The 17,113-nt window shown below is 61.0% G+C and carries 15 protein-coding genes; 5 read left to right on the top strand and 10 right to left on the bottom strand.

Going from position 1 to position 17,113, the window contains the following annotated elements; genetic code table 11:
- Window positions 1-42: 42 nt before the first annotated feature.
- The 4 genes from MESS4_RS30760 to MESS4_RS30745 all read right to left on the bottom strand — a co-directional run bounded on the left by MESS4_RS30760 (window position 43) and on the right by MESS4_RS30745 (window position 5,938).
- Window positions 43-942, bottom strand: a complete 900-nt coding sequence (locus tag MESS4_RS30760; protein WP_036242693.1) for an ABC transporter permease — start codon at window positions 940-942, stop codon at window positions 43-45.
- 98 nt (window positions 943-1,040) lie between these two features.
- The gene (locus MESS4_RS30755) at window positions 1,041-3,512 is read right to left on the bottom strand and encodes an ATP-binding cassette domain-containing protein (RefSeq protein ID WP_006339916.1); all 2,472 of its coding nucleotides are present in this window, start codon (window positions 3,510-3,512) and stop codon (window positions 1,041-1,043) included.
- 220 nt (window positions 3,513-3,732) lie between these two features.
- Entirely contained in the window at window positions 3,733-4,488 is a 756-nt protein-coding gene (locus MESS4_RS30750) for an SDR family oxidoreductase (RefSeq protein ID WP_006339914.1), read from the bottom strand.
- Window positions 4,489-4,969: 481 nt separating this feature from the next.
- On the bottom strand, window positions 4,970-5,938 hold the full coding sequence (locus MESS4_RS30745; RefSeq protein WP_006339912.1) for a LysR family transcriptional regulator: 969 nt from the start codon (window positions 5,936-5,938) through the stop codon (window positions 4,970-4,972).
- A gap of 429 nt (window positions 5,939-6,367) precedes the next feature.
- Between MESS4_RS30745 and MESS4_RS30740 the strand changes: the two genes are divergently transcribed.
- From MESS4_RS30740 to MESS4_RS30725, 4 genes are read left to right on the top strand one after another with little or no spacing between them, the layout of a single operon-like run.
- Complete coding sequence (locus MESS4_RS30740) at window positions 6,368-7,849, top strand: aldehyde dehydrogenase (RefSeq protein WP_006339909.1); 1,482 nt, start codon at window positions 6,368-6,370, stop codon at window positions 7,847-7,849.
- A gap of 55 nt (window positions 7,850-7,904) precedes the next feature.
- Window positions 7,905-8,651 (top strand): SDR family NAD(P)-dependent oxidoreductase, encoded by a 747-nt coding sequence (locus MESS4_RS30735; RefSeq protein WP_006339907.1) that lies wholly within the window; start codon window positions 7,905-7,907, stop codon window positions 8,649-8,651.
- A gap of 28 nt (window positions 8,652-8,679) precedes the next feature.
- Entirely contained in the window at window positions 8,680-9,141 is a 462-nt protein-coding gene (locus MESS4_RS30730; RefSeq protein WP_006339905.1) for a tripartite tricarboxylate transporter TctB family protein, read from the top strand.
- Between the two features lie 10 nt (window positions 9,142-9,151).
- A complete protein-coding gene (locus MESS4_RS30725) occupies window positions 9,152-10,645 on the top strand; it encodes a tripartite tricarboxylate transporter permease (RefSeq protein WP_006339903.1) in 1,494 nt (497 codons plus the stop codon).
- Between the two features lie 753 nt (window positions 10,646-11,398).
- Here the strand turns inward: MESS4_RS30725 and MESS4_RS30720 are convergent.
- A complete protein-coding gene (locus tag MESS4_RS30720) occupies window positions 11,399-11,698 on the bottom strand; it encodes a YciI family protein (RefSeq protein ID WP_006339901.1) in 300 nt (99 codons plus the stop codon).
- Window positions 11,699-12,158: 460 nt separating this feature from the next.
- On the opposite strand from MESS4_RS30720, the gene MESS4_RS30715 reads away from it, so the two are divergent.
- Entirely contained in the window at window positions 12,159-13,175 is a 1,017-nt protein-coding gene (locus MESS4_RS30715; RefSeq protein WP_006339899.1) for a zinc-dependent alcohol dehydrogenase family protein, read from the top strand.
- A gap of 224 nt (window positions 13,176-13,399) precedes the next feature.
- Here the strand turns inward: MESS4_RS30715 and MESS4_RS30710 are convergent, their stop codons facing one another.
- The 5 genes from MESS4_RS30710 to MESS4_RS30690 form a co-directional block, all read right to left on the bottom strand.
- Window positions 13,400-14,167 (bottom strand): DUF4405 domain-containing protein, encoded by a 768-nt coding sequence (locus MESS4_RS30710; protein WP_244441248.1) that lies wholly within the window; start codon window positions 14,165-14,167, stop codon window positions 13,400-13,402.
- Window positions 14,151-14,630 carry a hypothetical protein gene (locus tag MESS4_RS30705; protein WP_006339896.1) on the bottom strand — a complete coding sequence of 160 codons (480 nt, stop codon included), beginning with the start codon at window positions 14,628-14,630 and terminating at the stop codon, window positions 14,151-14,153. Before MESS4_RS30705 ends, MESS4_RS30710 begins: the two co-directional genes overlap by 17 nt.
- A 69-nt stretch (window positions 14,631-14,699) precedes the next feature.
- Complete coding sequence (locus tag MESS4_RS30700; protein WP_051070956.1) at window positions 14,700-15,107, bottom strand: cyclophilin-like fold protein; 408 nt, start codon at window positions 15,105-15,107, stop codon at window positions 14,700-14,702.
- A gap of 77 nt (window positions 15,108-15,184) precedes the next feature.
- Entirely contained in the window at window positions 15,185-16,285 is a 1,101-nt protein-coding gene (locus MESS4_RS30695) for an alpha/beta hydrolase (protein ID WP_006339892.1), read from the bottom strand.
- Window positions 16,286-16,335: 50 nt separating this feature from the next.
- On the bottom strand, window positions 16,336-17,082 hold the full coding sequence (locus MESS4_RS30690) for an SDR family oxidoreductase (RefSeq protein ID WP_006339890.1): 747 nt from the start codon (window positions 17,080-17,082) through the stop codon (window positions 16,336-16,338).
- Window positions 17,083-17,113: the final 31 nt, after the last annotated feature.

Raw genomic sequence — 17,113 nt, 5'->3', positions numbered from 1 at the left:
TTTTCCTCCTCATTGTTATTGGACTGCATATGCCCCGCGGGACTACCTTCGATCTGGCGACCAGATGGCCGTCAGACAGACCGTTGCAAGAACGATCGAACCTTGGATGATGTATTGCGCCCCGATGCTGAACTGCAGAAGTATCAGGTCGGATTGGGCGAGTGTCAGGACCAACGCGCCTATCGCGGTTCCGATCACCGACGTGACGCCCCCGATTGTCCGTGTTCCGCCAATTACGACAGCGGCGACCGAACCAAGCAAATAGCTGCGTCCGAGGTCCGCCGAGACACCGCCTTGGTAGACGGCGAGAAGGATACCCAGCCACGCGGCGAGCACACCCGAGAGGACGAATGTCCCCAGCAGCAGCCATCCCCTCCGTACGCCCGCCAACCGCGCCGCCTCCGCGTTCTGACCCAAGGCGTGCAGCTGCACGCCGAAGACGGTACGTGAAAGAAGGAAACCTGCCGCCGCCAGAGTCAGCGCCGCGGCGGCAAGGACGCCGGAAAGTCCGAAGAAGCGAACACGCAGAGCGACTTCGAACAGGCCGCCGACACGGTCGAAACCACCGCTCTGGATGGCGACGATAAAGCTGTAAAGGATGTAGCCGGTGGAAAGTGTGGCCACGATGGCCGGGATGCGCAGCCGCACGATGAGAGCCGCGTTTACCGCGCCCGCCGCGACTCCGACCAGAAGGGTCAGCGCGACCGAACCCGAGATGTTTCCTTGGCCCAGAAGGCCCGCGGACATCACATACGCGCCAAACGTGACGACATAGGGAAGTGAGAGGTCGAAATTACCCGGCCCGCTCGCGATCACGGACATCTGCGCCGTCCCGGCGAGCGCCAGGAAGCCGGCGATGGTCGCGTTTGCGAGGAGGAACGAAATCGACAAGGTGCCCGTGACCATTCCGGCCAGCAGCCATAGCGAAATCGCCGCGACCAATGCACCGATCCATGATCGCCTCAGGAGACCGCGCCCGATGCTGGCAAGGGTCCAGGTCCTGGAGATCGAGGTTCCGTCCGAGGATGTGGCTGGCTGGGTCATGGCTCGATGGACCTCGCGAGCGAGCGAAAGCTCAAGGCAAGGACGAGGATCAGGCCACCGATGGCGGTGGAGTATTCCGAGCTGATCCCGAGGAAAGTGAGGTTGGTTGTGACCAACGAAATTGCGACGACGGCCATCACCGCGCCGACGGGAGAAACCAGTCCGCCCGCGAAACTGGCACCGCCCACGACTACCGCCGCGATAGTCGCGAGCGTGAAGCTTGACGCGACATGGACATTGCCCGCACCCGTCGCGGCCACCAGCACCAAGCCCGACAACACCGCGAAAACCCCCGCGAGCGCGTAAAGCGTCACCCGCCCCGCCAGTGCAGAGAACCCGAGCGAGACGTAGGTCCTCCGGTTATTTCCCAGAGCGCGGAGCCTGATGCTGTAACCCCATCCGCGGCAGATCCAGAAGCCGAGCAGTGCCACCGCCGCAAGGGCGACGCAGGGCAGCGGAAGCGGCCATAGCTTGACTTGAACCGCCGCCGACAACCATTCGGGAGACTTGCCGCCTGGCGTTTCGCGGATCGTCAGCCCTATCCCGAGCCAAATGAACGAAGCGCCCAATGTGGCGACCACCGACGAAACACCGAGAAGCTCGACGACAAACGCTAGCAGCACATATCCCGCGACTAGGCCGGCAAGCGCCAGTATCCCGAGCACTGGCGCGTCGACCAGATAGGTCGCCGCGAGTACGTTCGCGAGGCCTATCGCAAAACCGAGACCGAGATCTATGTCACCGCCAAGCAGGAAAAGCATCTGGGCCAGGACCGCGAAAGCCAACGGTAACGAGGCCTGGAGGAGGAGTTCGAGCCCGAACGAACTGAAGGCATTCGGCTGCTGCCAGAACGCCAGCGCGAACATGGAAACCATCAGCACAGCGGCAGGCAGCGATCGCCATGAAAGGAGCCGTGCCAAAGAGGCTTCTCGCGCCCCCCCGCCAGCCGGTGGCGCGATCTCGCCGGACGGCGGGGTTTCGTCCGTCGGCCGCAGGAACGAAGCCTGCACGATCCGCTCTTCAGTAACGTCCATGCGGTCGAATTCGGCCGCCACTCGCCCTCGGGCCATGACATAGACGCGATCGCATTTATGGAACTCCGCCACCTCGGTGGAGTAAAGGATCCCGCCGCGTCCCTTTTCCTTGAGCTTGTCTAGGATTGCGTAGATCGAAGCCTTGGCTTTTACGTCAACACCTCGGGTGGGATCATCGAGAAGTAGCAGCGGCGCCTCGCTGGCCAACGCGCGGCCAAGCAATGCGCGCTGTTGATTGCCGCCGCTCAAGCTGACTATAGGCGAGTCCGCGCGTTGGGAGAGGCCCAGTTCCGAAAGCCACTCATGCGCCCTCGCCTTGAGACCGGAGAAATCCACGACACCCGCGCGCGCGAAACGGGGTACGGCAGAAATCGCGACGTTGTCTTCGACATTCCAGAGCGGCAGAAGCCCCTCGCGCTTACGATCGCCGCTGATGTAGGCGATGTCGCTGACCGAACGCACGGCCCCGGTGTCACGTTCCCTCGCGGCGAAGATCGCTTGCAGCAGTTCCCGCTGGCCCGCTCCTTCCAGCCCCGCGATCCCGACGAGCTCCCCCGCCCCAACCCTGATTGAGACGTCGCGAAGGCAGCCGGTAGAGAGCCACTGGACGCTCAGCAGGTCGGAAGAGGCATCTGCGATGGACAGAGGCAGGATGGCGCTGGGCGCTTCGACCGTCGCGCCCAAAAGCGAAAGGAGTGCGTCATGGGTGAGATTTCGGCCGTCCCCGTCGAAGTGGAGCTTGCCGTCGCGCAGTACCACCACACGATGGGCCAGGCGCAACGCTTCCTCCAGTTTATGGGTCACATAGATTATCGCGACGCCCTCCGCTGCCTTCCGAGCGACCAGTTCGGCAAGTTGGTCGGCCTCGTGCGCTGAAAGCGCAGATGTCGGTTCGTCGAGAATGACCAGTCGGGTGTTCGGCTCCGTCATCGCTCGTGCGATCTCGACCATCTGGCGTTCAGCCACCGACAGCCGGGCGACCTCCGCGCACACGTCGATCCGGTTTCCGGGGAAGACCTGCATTCGTTCGGCCGCGCGTCGAACGATCTCACGCCGGGACCGCGCGCCGCTTCGTTCGGCCGTGAGATCGAGATTCTCGGCGACGGTGAGGTTCGGAAAGGTCGAAAGCTCCTGGAAGACCCGCTGGATGCTTCGGGCGCGTGAGCCTTTGGATATGTACTGATCGAACTCTACTGGTTCGCCATCGACCGCCATCCCTCCGGAGCTCGGCCGCAGTGTGCCGCCGAGGATATTTAGCATCGTGGATTTCCCCGCCCCGTTCGGCCCGAGCAGGACGAGGATTTCGCCCGCACGGATATCGAGGCTGACGTCGCGCAGAACCTCGTGAGTGTCAAAGCTCTTGGACAAGTTTCGCGCCGAGATGAAAACGGCCCCTCCGTGGGGGTGTTCAGCGCTGCGGTCGTTCTGTTGCATCGAGCCTCCTCCAAGGACATTCCACGCGCGATCAATCAGCCTCACGGCTCAATTCCAGCACGACGAAATTCTCCTCCTTGGCGCACACGCCAAGCAGTTGCACCCCGAGAGAAGGGTGATGTGGCTAGTAGATCAGCTGCCGTTCAGTCCCGACCCGCGTCGCGCGGATATTGTCCCGGCTCAGCCTTGGACATCTAGCCCGGATTCGCCAGGCACGACATCACAGGCACGCGGTCTGACCGCCGTCCACCGAGACTACGGCACCGGTCATAAAACTGGCGTCGTCGGTCAGCAGGAAGACGATGACGGCGGCGATCTCCTCGGGCTCCCCCATGCGGCCGATCGGATGGGCGGCCTTGATGCGCGCCACGGCCTCCGGGTCCTGCAGCATGTATTCGACCAGCGGGGTCCTGGTCATGCCGGGTGCGATCGCGTTGACGCGAATTCCAAAAGGACCCAGCTCCGGACACATGGACTTGGTGATGCCCGAGACAGCGAATTTCGACGCCACATACGGAAGTCGGTTTGGAACGCCCATCACCCCCGCTCCGGACGAGATGTTGACGATCGCACGGGACCCCGTGTCGTCCTGGACCGTGCGTGCGAAGGCTTGGCACATGTTGACGGTGCCGCCGAGATTGACCGCCATGACCCGTTCCAGTTTGTCAGGCTCGACATCCAGAATGGTGGCCACCCCGGTGATGCCAGCGCAGTTGACCAGACCGTTGAGGCGTCCCAGCCGCCCCCGGGTTTCCTCCGCCAGGGCAAGTGCCGCCGCCGCGTCGCGGACATCGATCACCGCACCCTTGACGCGCTCGCTGCCACCGAATTCCGCAACAATCTTTTCGACTGCCTCCGGGCTGACATCGGCTGCCACGACGTCGGCACCTTCGGCATGCAGCCGCCGCACGCACGCGGCACCTATGCCGCTCGCCGCCCCGGTCACGATCACTGTACGGCCTTCAAAACGATTCATGCGTATCCTCCGCTGCGAAAGTCGACCCGCCTTGCGGATCCGGACGTCATTCCCGGTTATCGTCCGGGAACGCGCTATGTTGTTCTGCCATCGCTACGCAGAAGGTATTTGGTCGGCTCCGTCCATTGTCAATTGATGCTACGGCTGGCAGCCAGTTCCCAATCCAATCCGAACGATACGCCACAGCCGAGATATTTCTGTTAAAACATCTACTTAACGCGGAATCACGACTGAAGAGATGATATGCCCTAGCGTTATACCCAAGCTGAAAACACCCCACTCCGCATCGCGGATGCATCCAGCCCTGTCGGCTATGGCGGCCTGGTTTTGCATCGAACCGTCGCGATCGGTGACTATAGGGGCCCGCGGACGTGCCGCGGTCGTTCGGCTAGGAGGAAGGCGCCGCAGGTAACCTGATGGTGGGGTGGATTGCCGAGCGAAATGGCCGACCGGTCGTCATGCCTCGCGGCCGCTCCCGATATTAAACGGCAAGCACCTTTTCGACGGCAACCGCACAACGCTGGGGCTTGCAAAATTCCTGTCCGACGGAACCGACTTGGAAGATGAGTTCGCGGCTGGGGTTATCGAAAACGTATCCTTCGCGGGAGAAGACAGCGATGTTCCTGTCCAGCGCGGGGTCCACTACATCCAGACATGTCATACGTCCGGCCTGGAGCTCTTCCCGCACTGCGTGAGCTGGCAAGACCGCCAGATGATCGCTGTTGACGACTAGCGATTTCAACAAGGTGACAGAACCGCGGACCGTCATATGCTCCGGTGGAGGGATCTTGGCGGCTTTGAGCGCCGCGTCGAGGATCACGTGGGACCGCTTTGCGGTTGGGCAGACCCAGGGATAGGTGACGAGTAGCTCCCATTTGAGGTCTCGCCCGGAAGCAAGAGGATGTCCCACCCGGGCGATGACGAAGAGCTTGTCCCGGAAAAGCACTCTTTGCCGCAAACCGTTTTCGAGATCGTAGCACTCGGTGAAGCCGAAGACGAAATCGAACTCGCGCCGAAGGAGGCCAGTCAGAAGATCGATCTGCGGTACTTCGACGATCTGCAGTTCCCGTTCGCGGAACATCTGGCGCCAGCGTGTCAGTGCGATCGGTAATATCGAGCTGGCCAGACTCGGCAGCGTGCCGATCCGGATGATGCCCGGGGTGCCGCCCTGCGCATTGATAAGAGCCCGCGCGGCAAGCCCGATCTCGTCGCGGATCAAGCGCGCATGGCAGTACAAGACCTCCCCGGTGGGCGTGGGCAGGACGCCAAATGGACCACGCTCCAGAACACGCATGCCCAGTTCGTTTTCCAGTCTGCTCATCGAGGTGGACAGGGCGGGCTGGGACAACCCCAGCGCTTTCGCCGCGCTCTTCAGGCTGCCATGTTCGATGATCGTTGCCAGATAGAGGATCTTGTTGGGATCGATCCTCAGGCGGCTCACGGGAAGCATTGTCTTTCTCCTGGTTCACGGCAAACACCGTGCTTCCTTGCTAGCCGAATCCACCCCGCATTCATTTCCCGTCGACCCGTCCAACCCAGGCTCATGGTCGCCCGAGGCGATCTTAGCGCTGCGCGCAAGGAGGCGAAGCTATATGAACACGCGGATCGCACGATGCCGATAACCAGTGCTTATACCCCTCTGCCGCCGGTTGGGGTCTCATGTGGCCAATGGGTGGAGCGTCAATTAAAGTCCGCCGGCAAGTGGTCATCGCCGATAGGAAGTGGCGTCCGCCTGAGATTTTGACGGTCGACCTCGGCCATGCGCACTCTACGAGAAGTTGCATCGCGAACCCGATAACCGCCCTGCGAATCCCGCCAGGACGCGCCAGACTAAATCGAATGCATGGGCCGGTGGTCGCAGAGCTCCAGAGGACGTCCGATGAAACAATACCAGATGTTTATAGCTGGCGACTTTGCCGATGCGGCGGCCGGAGAACGCCTTGATACCGTCGACCCTTATCGGAGCGAAGTCTGGGCGCAGATCCCGCGCGGCAGATCCGTCGACGTCGACCGTGCCGTCCGCGCCGCGCATGACGCGATGACGAAGGGCCCGTGGTCGCGCTACACTGCAACGCAGCGCGGAAAGGCGCTGAATGCGATCGCCGATCTGGTCGATCGGAACCGCGACCGGTTGGCGGAAATCGAGACACGCGACAACGGCAAGCTCCTGCGGGAAACAAGGGGCCAGCTCGGCGCGATCGCAGAGTGCTGGCGCTATTACGGAGGGTTGGCGGACAAGATCGAGGGCCACTCGATACCGATCGAAAAACCCGACGCGATCGCATTCACGTCGCGAGAACCCGTCGGGGTCGTCGCCGCCTTGACGGCTTGGAATTCTCCTCTCTGGTTCGCATCTATCAAATGCGCTCCGGCAATGGCCGCTGGATGCGCCGTGGTGGTGAAACCCTCGGAATTCGCATCGGCCAGTACGCTCGAATTCGCGGAACTCCTCAAGGAAGCGGACATTCCCCCCGGTGTTTTCAATGTCGTGACTGGACTTGGCCAGGAATGCGGGGCCTCGCTCGTCGAGCACCCCAGCGTCGCGAAGATCACCTTCACCGGATCTGACGTGACCGGTGCGCGGGTTTACGAAACCGCGGCGCGCAGCATGAAGCGGGTATCCCTCGAACTGGGCGGCAAGTCACCGAACATTGTGTTCGCCGACGCTGACCTCGACCTGGCCGCGTCGGGGGCCGTATCCGGTATTTTCGGCGCATCCGGCCAGATGTGCACCGCAGGCTCGCGCTTGCTGGTCCAGCGCTCGATCATGGAGGAGTTCACCGGCAGGCTCCTCGATCTCGCGAGGAACATCCGTCTCGGCGATCCCATGGACCCGGAGACGGACGTCGGGCCGATCGCGACGCGGCCCCAGTTCCAGAAGGTCATGGACTATCTCGACGTCGCTCAGGCGGACGGCGCGCGGTGCATCCTGGGCGGCAAAGCAGCGGAAGGCCCGGGCCTGACCGGTGGCCAGTTTGTGCAGCCCACCGTGTTCACCGAGGTGAAGAACAACATGCGCATCGCGCAGGAGGAAGTGTTCGGCCCAATCCTTTCCATCATCGGCTTTGACACCGAAGAGGAAGCGGTCGAGATCGCCAACGACATCGATTACGGGTTGGTCGCAGGCGTCTGGACGACCAACATGGGTCGAGCGCTCCGCATGTCAAAGGCGCTCCATGTCGGCACGGTGTGGATCAACACATACCGGGCCTACAGCTACATGGTGCCATTCGGAGGCATGAAACGCTCCGGACTGGGTCGTGAGAGCGGAACCGAAGCCGCCAACGAATACCTCGAAACGAAGAGCGTCATCATATCGATCGCCGATGCCGCGCCTGGCAATCCGTTCATCATGAGGTAGCGCCGGGAGAGGCGCGCGAACGTCTCGCCGATCCGATTGCGCAAGGGAGGACGCAATGAACATATCCGAAGGTTCCGCCACGGCGTGCAAACGCCTCGCTGGAAGGCGTATCGTTGTCACGGGAGCCGCCTCGGGTATCGGCCGGGCCACGGCCGAGCTTTTCGCAGCCGAGGGGGCGGCGGTCGCGCTGCTCGACCGAAACTCGGCGGCCGCCAGCGAAGTCGCCCACGCCATCGGCGGCTTCGTCGCCGAAGCCGACGTTACCGATGAAAGGGGCGTTGAAGCCGCGGTTCGAAGATGCGAAGAAGCTCTGGGCGGCATCGACGGTATCGTCAACGCCGCTGGCATCATGGCGACGGGCTCGCTTCTCGACATGCCCGTCGCCTTGTGGCGGAAAATCATAGACGTCAATCTGATCGGCACATACCTGGTCACGCGAAGCGCGCTTGCGTCTCTCCGCAAGGCGGAGAGCGGCACGGTCGTCAACATCGCCTCGGCGCAGGGTCTGCTGCCCAACGCCGCCGATCACACCGCTTATGCCGCCTCGAAAGGCGGCATCGTCAACCTCAGCCGCGCGCTCGCCGCGGAGCTGGCTCCCCACATCAGGGTCAATAGCGTGTGTCCGGGCATGGTCGATACGCCCATGGCGGACATTCACCGGGCAAACGTCTCGAACTATGCCTTGAAGCGGATCGCGCAGCCCGACGAAATCGCCCGCGCCATCCTTTTTCTGACAGACGGGGATTCGTCCTACGTAACCGGAGCCGCCCTGGCGGTCGACGGCGGCCGCTCCTTCCACTGAACCCGCATTCTACCGGCAGAGGTCATCCATGAGCAGCAGAGTCAATGCAAAGGATATCGCAAGCGGAGCGGTGCTTCTCGTCCTCGCAGCGGTCGGCCTTTTCATAAATCTGGAGTACCCGTTGGGGACCGCGAGCCGGATGGGTCCGGGATACATGCCTCTGATTGCCTTCGTGACGTTGGGCGTATTGGGCGTGGGTGTCCTGGTTTCCGGGTTCAGAGGCGCACCCGGTCAGTTAGAGAACTGGGCCTGGCGCGAGCTGGTCCTCATCATTTCCGCGTTCGCGATCTTCGGGGCACTGCTCGAGGACATCGGCATGGCCACCGCAATCATCGCGCTGGTCGTTATCAGCGGATTGGCTGACCGGACTCAAACACTGAAAGGCCTCGCCGGGCTCGCTATCGTCCTGCTTATCATCTGCTGGTTGGTCTTCGCCTGGGGACTGCAGATACGGGTGCCGTTCTTTCCCCCCCTCCTGAACAACCTTTGAGGCCTCGACGATGCTCGAAAATCTCGCGCTTGGCTTCTCCACGGCCGTCACCTTCCAGAATCTGGGTTTCGCCTTTATCGGTTGCGTCATTGGGACGGCGATCGGCGTGTTACCCGGTGTCGGACCCGTGGCGACGATATCGTTGCTGCTGCCTTTGACATTCGGCCTCGACCCCATCACCTCGATGATCATGCTCGCCGGAATCTATTACGGCGCGCAATATGGCGGATCGACTTCGGCAATCCTGTTAAACCTGCCGGGCGAAGTCACTGCCGTCGTGACGACGCTTGAAGGTCACAAAATGGCACTGGCTGGCCGCGCCGGAGCGGCGCTGGCCGTGGCCGCCCTTGGTTCGTTTTTCGCGGGCACCGTGGCGACACTGTTCGTAGCCGCTTCTGGGCCCGTTCTGACGGGTGTCGCGATGTCGTTCGGTCCAGCCGAATACTTCTCGCTGATCCTGCTAGGTCTGATAGCGGCGACGGTGTTGGCGCAGGGAAGCATATTCAAATCCCTTGCCATGATCGTATTGGGCGTCGTGCTGGGGCTGGTCGGCACCGACGTCCAGAGCGGCCAGTTGCGCTTCACATTGGGTTTTCCGCAACTCTTCGAGGGTGTGGGCTTCGTTCCGCTTGCGATGGGAATTTTCGGGGTCGCGGAGATCATCCGCAATCTCGAATGCCCCGAAAACCGCGCAGGGACCGCGTCGAGAGTCGGCAAGCTGTGGCTGACCAAGACGGAATTCAAACGGGCTGTTCCCTCGGTCCTGCGGGGGACCGCGCTTGGGTCCTTACTGGGAATACTGCCAGGCGGAGGCCTCGCCCTTTCCACCTTCGCGTCCTACATGTTGGAGCGCAAGGTATCCAAATACCGACATGAATTCGGCAGCGGAGCGATCGAAGGTGTGGCGGGTCCGGAAAGCGCCAACAACGCGGCTTCCCAGACATCGTTCATCCCGATGCTTACCCTTGGTCTTCCTGCCAACGCCGTGATGGCTTTGATGATAGGCGCGCTCATGATCCAGGGCATCCAGCCGGGTCCCCGCATGATTGCCGAGCAGCCAACGCTGTTCTGGGGGTTGATAGCCAGCATGTGGATCGGCAACCTGATGCTCGTGATCATCAACCTGCCGCTCGTCGGCGTGTGGGTCTGGCTTCTCAAAGTGCCTTATAAGTATCTCTACCCCGCCATTTTGGTCTTCTGCGGCATCGGAGCCTACTCCATCAATAACTCCGTTTTCGATGTCTATCAGACCGCGGTCTTCGGATTGGTGGGATATGCGCTGATCAAGCTGGAATTCGAGCCCGCGCCTCTTTTGATCGGTTTCGTCCTCGGCCCGATGATGGAAGAATATCTCAAGCGCGCAATGCTCCTCTCGCACGGCGACGTAGGCGTCTTTGTCGAACGTCCGCTTAGCGCCGTATTCCTGTTGCTCGGCGTACTGGCGCTCGGGGCAATGGTGATGCCAAGCATCCGGCGGAAGAAGGACCAGGCGCTGTCTGAATAGGGAAGCGCCAGGATCCGTAAGGGCGACGTCACAACCGTGAGTTTACTTCTGGGAGGCCCAAAGCTAGCGTGTTGCGCGAAGCAATGGTGCGGAAGCCTGGAGGAGCTCCTCGCATCTCTTTTGCTAAAGGCATTCCTGACACCTTCCCCCCGCTGAAACGGGTCTCACAAGAAGGAATACGGGCGCCGTAGCGTTGCCGGGTCAAGCTAAGCGAGACCTGTGAGAACCGTCCCACTGGGAAAGCAAAAGCAGGAAAGGACCATTGTTGGGGCCTCCGTCTACAACACAAAAGCGGTGGGCCAGACCCATCGCTTTGCGTGTAAATCGACTGCCGACTTCGGCTGTTATCTGCCGAAGAGGTTGCGGTCACTGCCAAACGTGGCAGGCTTTTGTGCCTCGTCCGACGGATTGAGGAGATTGCGGACCGTCGAAGCTCCGTCCGAAATAGAGCCGGTGCTCTGATTGTCGACGCTGAATTCGCCCAAGCCACCCTTCCCGCGATCGAACTGATGTTAATCAGCCACACCACGAGCCGCGTCCGCCGCGGCGCTCAACAGGTGAGGCAATTCCGCGCGTCGTGTAAAGCAGACCGTGCACGTTGATGGCGAGCATACGCTCCCATTTCCTCGACTCGGCCCCCACGACGGGGCCAAGCAACACTTAGCAAGGCGGGCCGAGGGGCAGTTGGAGTGTCAGGTTGTCCTCGGCATGGCCATTGTCAGGCGGCTTTTTCCCGCAATCGGCGCGTAGCCCTCACGTGGGGATGCGCTTGTGATCGAAAATGAACTTGCGCCATCTGGTGATCGTGTACTTGCTGAAAATGCCGTTCTGAAAGAAGGGGTCGTTCTCGATATAATCGACTGCTTCTTGACGAAGATCGGTGTCCAGAAGAATAAGACCGCCGTTCGGGAAATCGTCATCATCAGGGAAGAAGCCACCGCTTGCGATGATGCGATCGGCGTTCTTGGTCACGTACTCGACGTGGATGGGACGCATCGCCTTTTTCTTCTCCAGAACTCCGGGGTCATCCGTGAACATGATGGCGTAGGGCATGCATACCTCTATGTGACTTTGTTGAGGGAGTGACATCGCATGGACGGTGCAGTCGCGTATGCTCGTCTTGATGTTTAACTTTCGACCCGGCGAGCTGCAATCTTACGGCCGACAAGGGTATAACGTCGAGTTATGTCAAGGACTTGGTTCGACGTTGTGCTCAAAGCATCAAAGCCAAGCGATCTACTGCCGCATCGCGCTTCGCTATCTGGAAAACGGAACGGGGTCGCTTTTAATTGAGGCAGTGTAACCTAACGCAATTCATGTCCAGCATGCATAAGTGTAATCGATCTGCCGCGATAATGCCTGACGAACCCTCGTGGTAAAATACGGATGATTAACACGACCAGCGCGGCACCTCTCCCGGTTCGGCGCTCGCTTCTTAGCCTCCCGTCGCCATTCGGTGCGATCGCTCTCATTCTGATCCAGACCATTCAATGCAACACCGAGGAAACAACTCATGCTTGGAACAGTCCTGCACGGCCCCGGTAACATCCGTTGCGAAGAGGTCGACGACCCAAAGATCCAGAAGCCCACTGACGCCATTATCAAACTCTCGGCTTCGTGCGTTTGCGGTTCCGACCTATGGCCCTATCGCGGACTCCAACCGATGAATGGCCCTGCCCATATGGGCCACGAATACTGCGGCGTGGTGGTTGAAGTCGGGAGTGAAGTGAAGACCATCCGGCCAGGCCAATTCGTCGTCGGGTCCTTCTGCATTTCCGACAACACATGCCCGCATTGCCGTTTCGGCTTCCCTTCGTCCTGCGAGCACCGCGAATTCATGTCCGGAGCCCAGGCCCCTTACGCCCGCATCCCGCTGGCCGACGGAACACTCGTGGCAACCGCCGAGATGCCATCCGACGATTTGATCCCGAGCCTCCTCGCGACCTCGGACGTACTTGGCACGGGCTGGTACGCAGCGGATGCCGCCCGCGTGCAGTCCGGTGCAACCGCAGTCGTCGTCGGTGACGGCGCCGTCGGCCTGATGGGCGTGCTCGCCGCCAAACAGATGGGCGCGGGACGCATCATCGCGATGAGCCGCCACAAGGCCCGCCAAGAGCTGGCGCTTGAATTCGGAGCCACCGACATCGTCACCGAGCGCGGCGACGATGGCGCGGCGAAGGTGAAGGAACTCACGAACGGCATCGGCGCGGAGTCAGTTCTCGAGTGTGTCGGCACCCAGGAATCGATGTCCCAGGCGATCAATTGCGCGCGACCGGGCGGCTCGATCGGGTTCGTGGGTGTTCCGCACGGCGTGCAGCTTGATGGCGCGAACCTGTTTTTCGCTCAGAAAAACCTTTTGGGCGGGCCGGCACCGGTGCGGAAGTACCTTCCCCAACTCCTCGACCTCGTGATGACCCGCAAGATCAATCCGGGCAAAGTATTCGATCTCGAAATACCGCTCGAGGACGTGGCCGAGGGCTACAAGGCGATGGACGAACGCCGCGCGATCAAAGCCCTGCTGCGGATGTAAGGCCGAATGCAAATCGGCAGGACAGGGCGTGAACGCATCACCCCCTGTCCTGCCGGTCATCGTAGGTCTTTTCCATCGCGTAGTGCAGCAACACCATGCCACCCTCAAGGGTCTCGGTCGAAAGATGTGGCAAGGAAAGCCTCTCGGCGGATGCTCATCCGGTTTCCCGGCATACTCCAAAATCGCAAGCATTCGGGGGCTGAGCGGCCCAATGGCTCTGCAGATCACCCTACGGACTGGATCGGTCGCTGCGTCGGATTGCGTAGTCCAGCCAAGCGACCACCATGTGAAGCCGCAGAGACCCATCCAGTCATGACGTAGTGCGTCAGAATGGCTGGGAGGGCGAGGACACCCGCCCAATGCCCGAAGAACGGCGTCACGGACGCCGTGAAATCCCAGAATTCAAGGCTATAGGTGAAGGTCAGCTTGCCCCACACGCCGAGCACCCAAAAGCTCCACAAGCCGAATCCCGCATTTGCCGTCGCCGCCGCGCGAAGCGTCCATGCCCTGAGGGGGCTTCCGCGTGACAGACCCAGCATCGAGCGCAGCAGTGCCATGACGCGGATCCAGTGAATGCCGAGATGGATGCCGACGACGATCATCACCCAGTAGGCGCAGAACCAATGGACCTCGCGAAGGTACGCGATGTTTGGAAGCGGCAGGAAAGCCAGCACCGATCTCGAGATGACGATACTCGTCGCCAGAAGAACCGCCATATTGACGATCAAGAACAGATGCAGCAGCACCGTGAAGACGCGGCGGCCATCGTAGCGACCCCGAAAGACATTCCTGAACCACAACCGGTTCATGGCGATGTGCCAGGCGATCAAAACAAACATAGCCGTGCCGAAGATTTCGTGCGGAATGTTATCGAGCCACCAGTAGGCAAGCGACAAGAGCAGCAAAGCCGCCATGGCGACAGGGACCAAAAGCCGATGCGCGACTCTCGTCGTCAGCATGGAGCCTCCTGTCACCCTAAAGCGGATCGTCATCGGAAATCGCTCCGTCATGGGTGAACATGAACTGTTGACTTTGGCGCGACCGGTGGCAGGCGTAGCACTGCGCTACGTTCTCATCGGCCTTGATCGATTGATCCGGCCAGAACCATTGATATTGCCACTCGTCGTCGCCGGCACCGATTTTCTGGCTGATTAGGTACCGGGTCAGCACATCGCTTTGGTAATCGACAAGCACCATTTGGGTCCCCACGGGGACCGGTTGTCCGGCCCTCAGCGCTGCGAGTGCGGCCGAGCTTGTCAGCATATGTTCGCGCGTGATGCCGCGACGCACGGTTGTGTAGTGCTCAAGCTGTTCAAGAGGCGGGAAAGTCACGGCATTGGCTTCGGCATATGCCGGCGACGGGCCGGTCCCCTGCGGCAACGTCAGGTAGCTTGCGACAAGGGCCAGTGCTCCACAGACTGACGCCAAACCAACAGGCAGGATTCTATTTTTCATGGTGTCTACGTCTTCTCGCTCGGTGCGATGGAATGAGGTGATGGGCCGGACGATCGTTAAGGCCGCGCCCTACTTCGCTCGGTCGATCTCAATGGTGATCGGGCCAGGGCGATCGAAAATGGACGCATCGCCATCAACGCGGCCAAGAATGATGATCCCCGGTCGCGGAACGCTTCCCTTGCGATAATAGATCACGAAGTCAGTCGATCCCCATAATCCGAGCGTGCCATTGTCGAAGTCAAGCTGGCGTCCGGACTGCGGCAGCGAGGAAGGCAGATTGCCCGTCTTCTCCTGCCGAAGATGATCGCTCATGTCCAACGTGACCGGAAGCATTCCAAGCAAGGCTCTTGTCGCTTCATTGTCGACCAGCTCGGCAGTCAGTTTCCCCCAGGGTGATGAGATCACGATCTTTTCCTGTGCCATGGCGGCTCCCGTAAACAGCATTGAGGCGATTGCACTGAGAATGATGTTGCGCATTGCGATACCCGTCCGTGTCATTGTTGCAAGGCCGGCCCACGTCCCGGCCTTCGTGCCGGGACGTGGGCCGGTTGGCGTCAGGCGGTGAGGTGCTTGTCGAAGAAGGATTGCAGCTTGTCCCAAGGGATAAGCGCTACCTTGTCATACAGATCGACGTGACCGGCGCCGGCAACGATATGGAGTTCCCGCGGCTCGGCCGCCTTGGCCAAGGCCTGCTGGCTGAAGAAAAGCGAATGCGCATTCTCGCCGGCGACGAGCAGGACAGGACGCGGAGAGATCGCATCCAAACGTTCGAAAGGCCGGAAGTGGAAGTAGGAAGGATCGCTGGTGACCGATATCGCCGACGTCGAGCGGGGATGCGCGCCACGCGGCATCCGGTAGTATTCGAAGAATTCCCGCGTGATCGCGTCGGTCTTGTCTGTAAGAACCTGAGGCAGTTCGCCGTACCGCTTCTCGCCTCCGGCGAATTCCACCCAACGCTGTTCGGCCATATCGGCAAGCGCGGCCTGGCGTGCCTCGGGGCGCATCGGTTCGCCGGCCCAGGCCCATTTGGCGCCGCCCATGTCGTACATGCTGACGGTAGCGACGGCCTTCATGCGCGGATCGATCTGTGCGGCGGCAAGAGCGAAACCGCCGCTGGCGCAGACGCCGATTACGCCGATGCGGTCGCGATCCACAAGAGGATCGACGCCCAGGAAATCGACGCCCGCACTGAAGTCCTCAATGAACACGTCGGGTGAAGAGATGAAATGCGGCTGACCGCCGCTCTCGCCATTGTAGGAGGCGTCATGGGCCAGGGTGATAAAGCCACGCTCCGCCATCGTCTGGGCATAGAGGCCAGAGGTCTGTTCCTTGACCCCGCCAAACGGATGGCCGACCACGAGCGCGGGATGACGGCGCGAACGATCAATATCTTTTGGAGTGTACAGGTCGGCGACCAGTGTGATGCCCAGGCGGTTGGCGTACGACACCTTCCGGTGATCAACGCGGTTGCTCTGGGGGAAGGTTTTGTCCCAGGCAGTGGTAGATTGGGCAAGTACCGACGTTGCCGAGGCGGCGGTCACAGCGCCTATCACAGCAACCGCCGCGCTGGCCGCGCCTGCCGCTTTGATAACGGAGCGCCGATTGGGATTGAAGCTACCGAGCGCAGGTTGCTGGCTTGTGAAATGTTTCGACATAGGTCTGTTCCTTAAGTGAGATTGGGCTCATTGCGTCGACGCGCGACTGGTTACAGTTCCTGCGCAGTTGGCCGGAAGATGATCTCGTTGATGTCGACATCCTCGGGCTGGCTCACGGCGAAAGCGACCATGCGGGCATAGCTCTCCGCAGGGATGCCGACCTTGCCGACATAATCCTGGTTCGCCGACTGGACGTCCTGTTCGCTGATATGGTCGAGAAGTTCCGTCGTCACCGCACCCGGAGAAATCAGCGTGTTACGGATGTTATAGGGCTTCATTTCCTGCCGTAGGCCCTCGGACAAGCCGCGAAGAGCGAACTTTGTCGCGGAATATACCGCTGAACCCGGGAACACCTTGTAGGCGGCGACCGACGCCGTGATGATGATGTGGCCGGATTTCTGTTCTTTCATGTACGGCAACGCAGCGGCGATGCCGTGCAGCACGCCCCGCAGGTTAACGTCGATCATCTGGTTCCACTCATCGACCTTCAACCGCTCGAGCGGCGAGAGCGGCATTATGCCGGCATTGTTGATGAGCACGTCGATGCGGCCGAAGGTCTGTACGGCGGTGTCCACCAGCCGCTGCATGTCATCGAGCTGGGTTACGTCGGTGGCGACTGCCACGGCATTGCCGCCGGATTTGGTGATGTCGGCCACGAGGGTTTGGATCCTATCGACCCGCCGTGCCGCAACGACGATGCTGGCGCCCTCGGCGGCAAGATGACGGGCAGCTGCCGCGCCCATGCCGCTTGAGGCGCCGGTGATGACTATGACTTTGCCTGCGATGTTATCGGTCATTATATTTTCCTGACAATTTGGAACGTGGCGT

The sequence above is a fragment of the Mesorhizobium sp. STM 4661 genome (assembly GCF_000359125.1).
In the GTDB taxonomy this organism is placed as follows: Bacteria; Pseudomonadota; Alphaproteobacteria; order Rhizobiales; family Rhizobiaceae; genus Mesorhizobium.
Note: the sequence above shows the minus strand (reverse complement) of the source record. Positions and strands in the feature narration are given on the sequence as shown.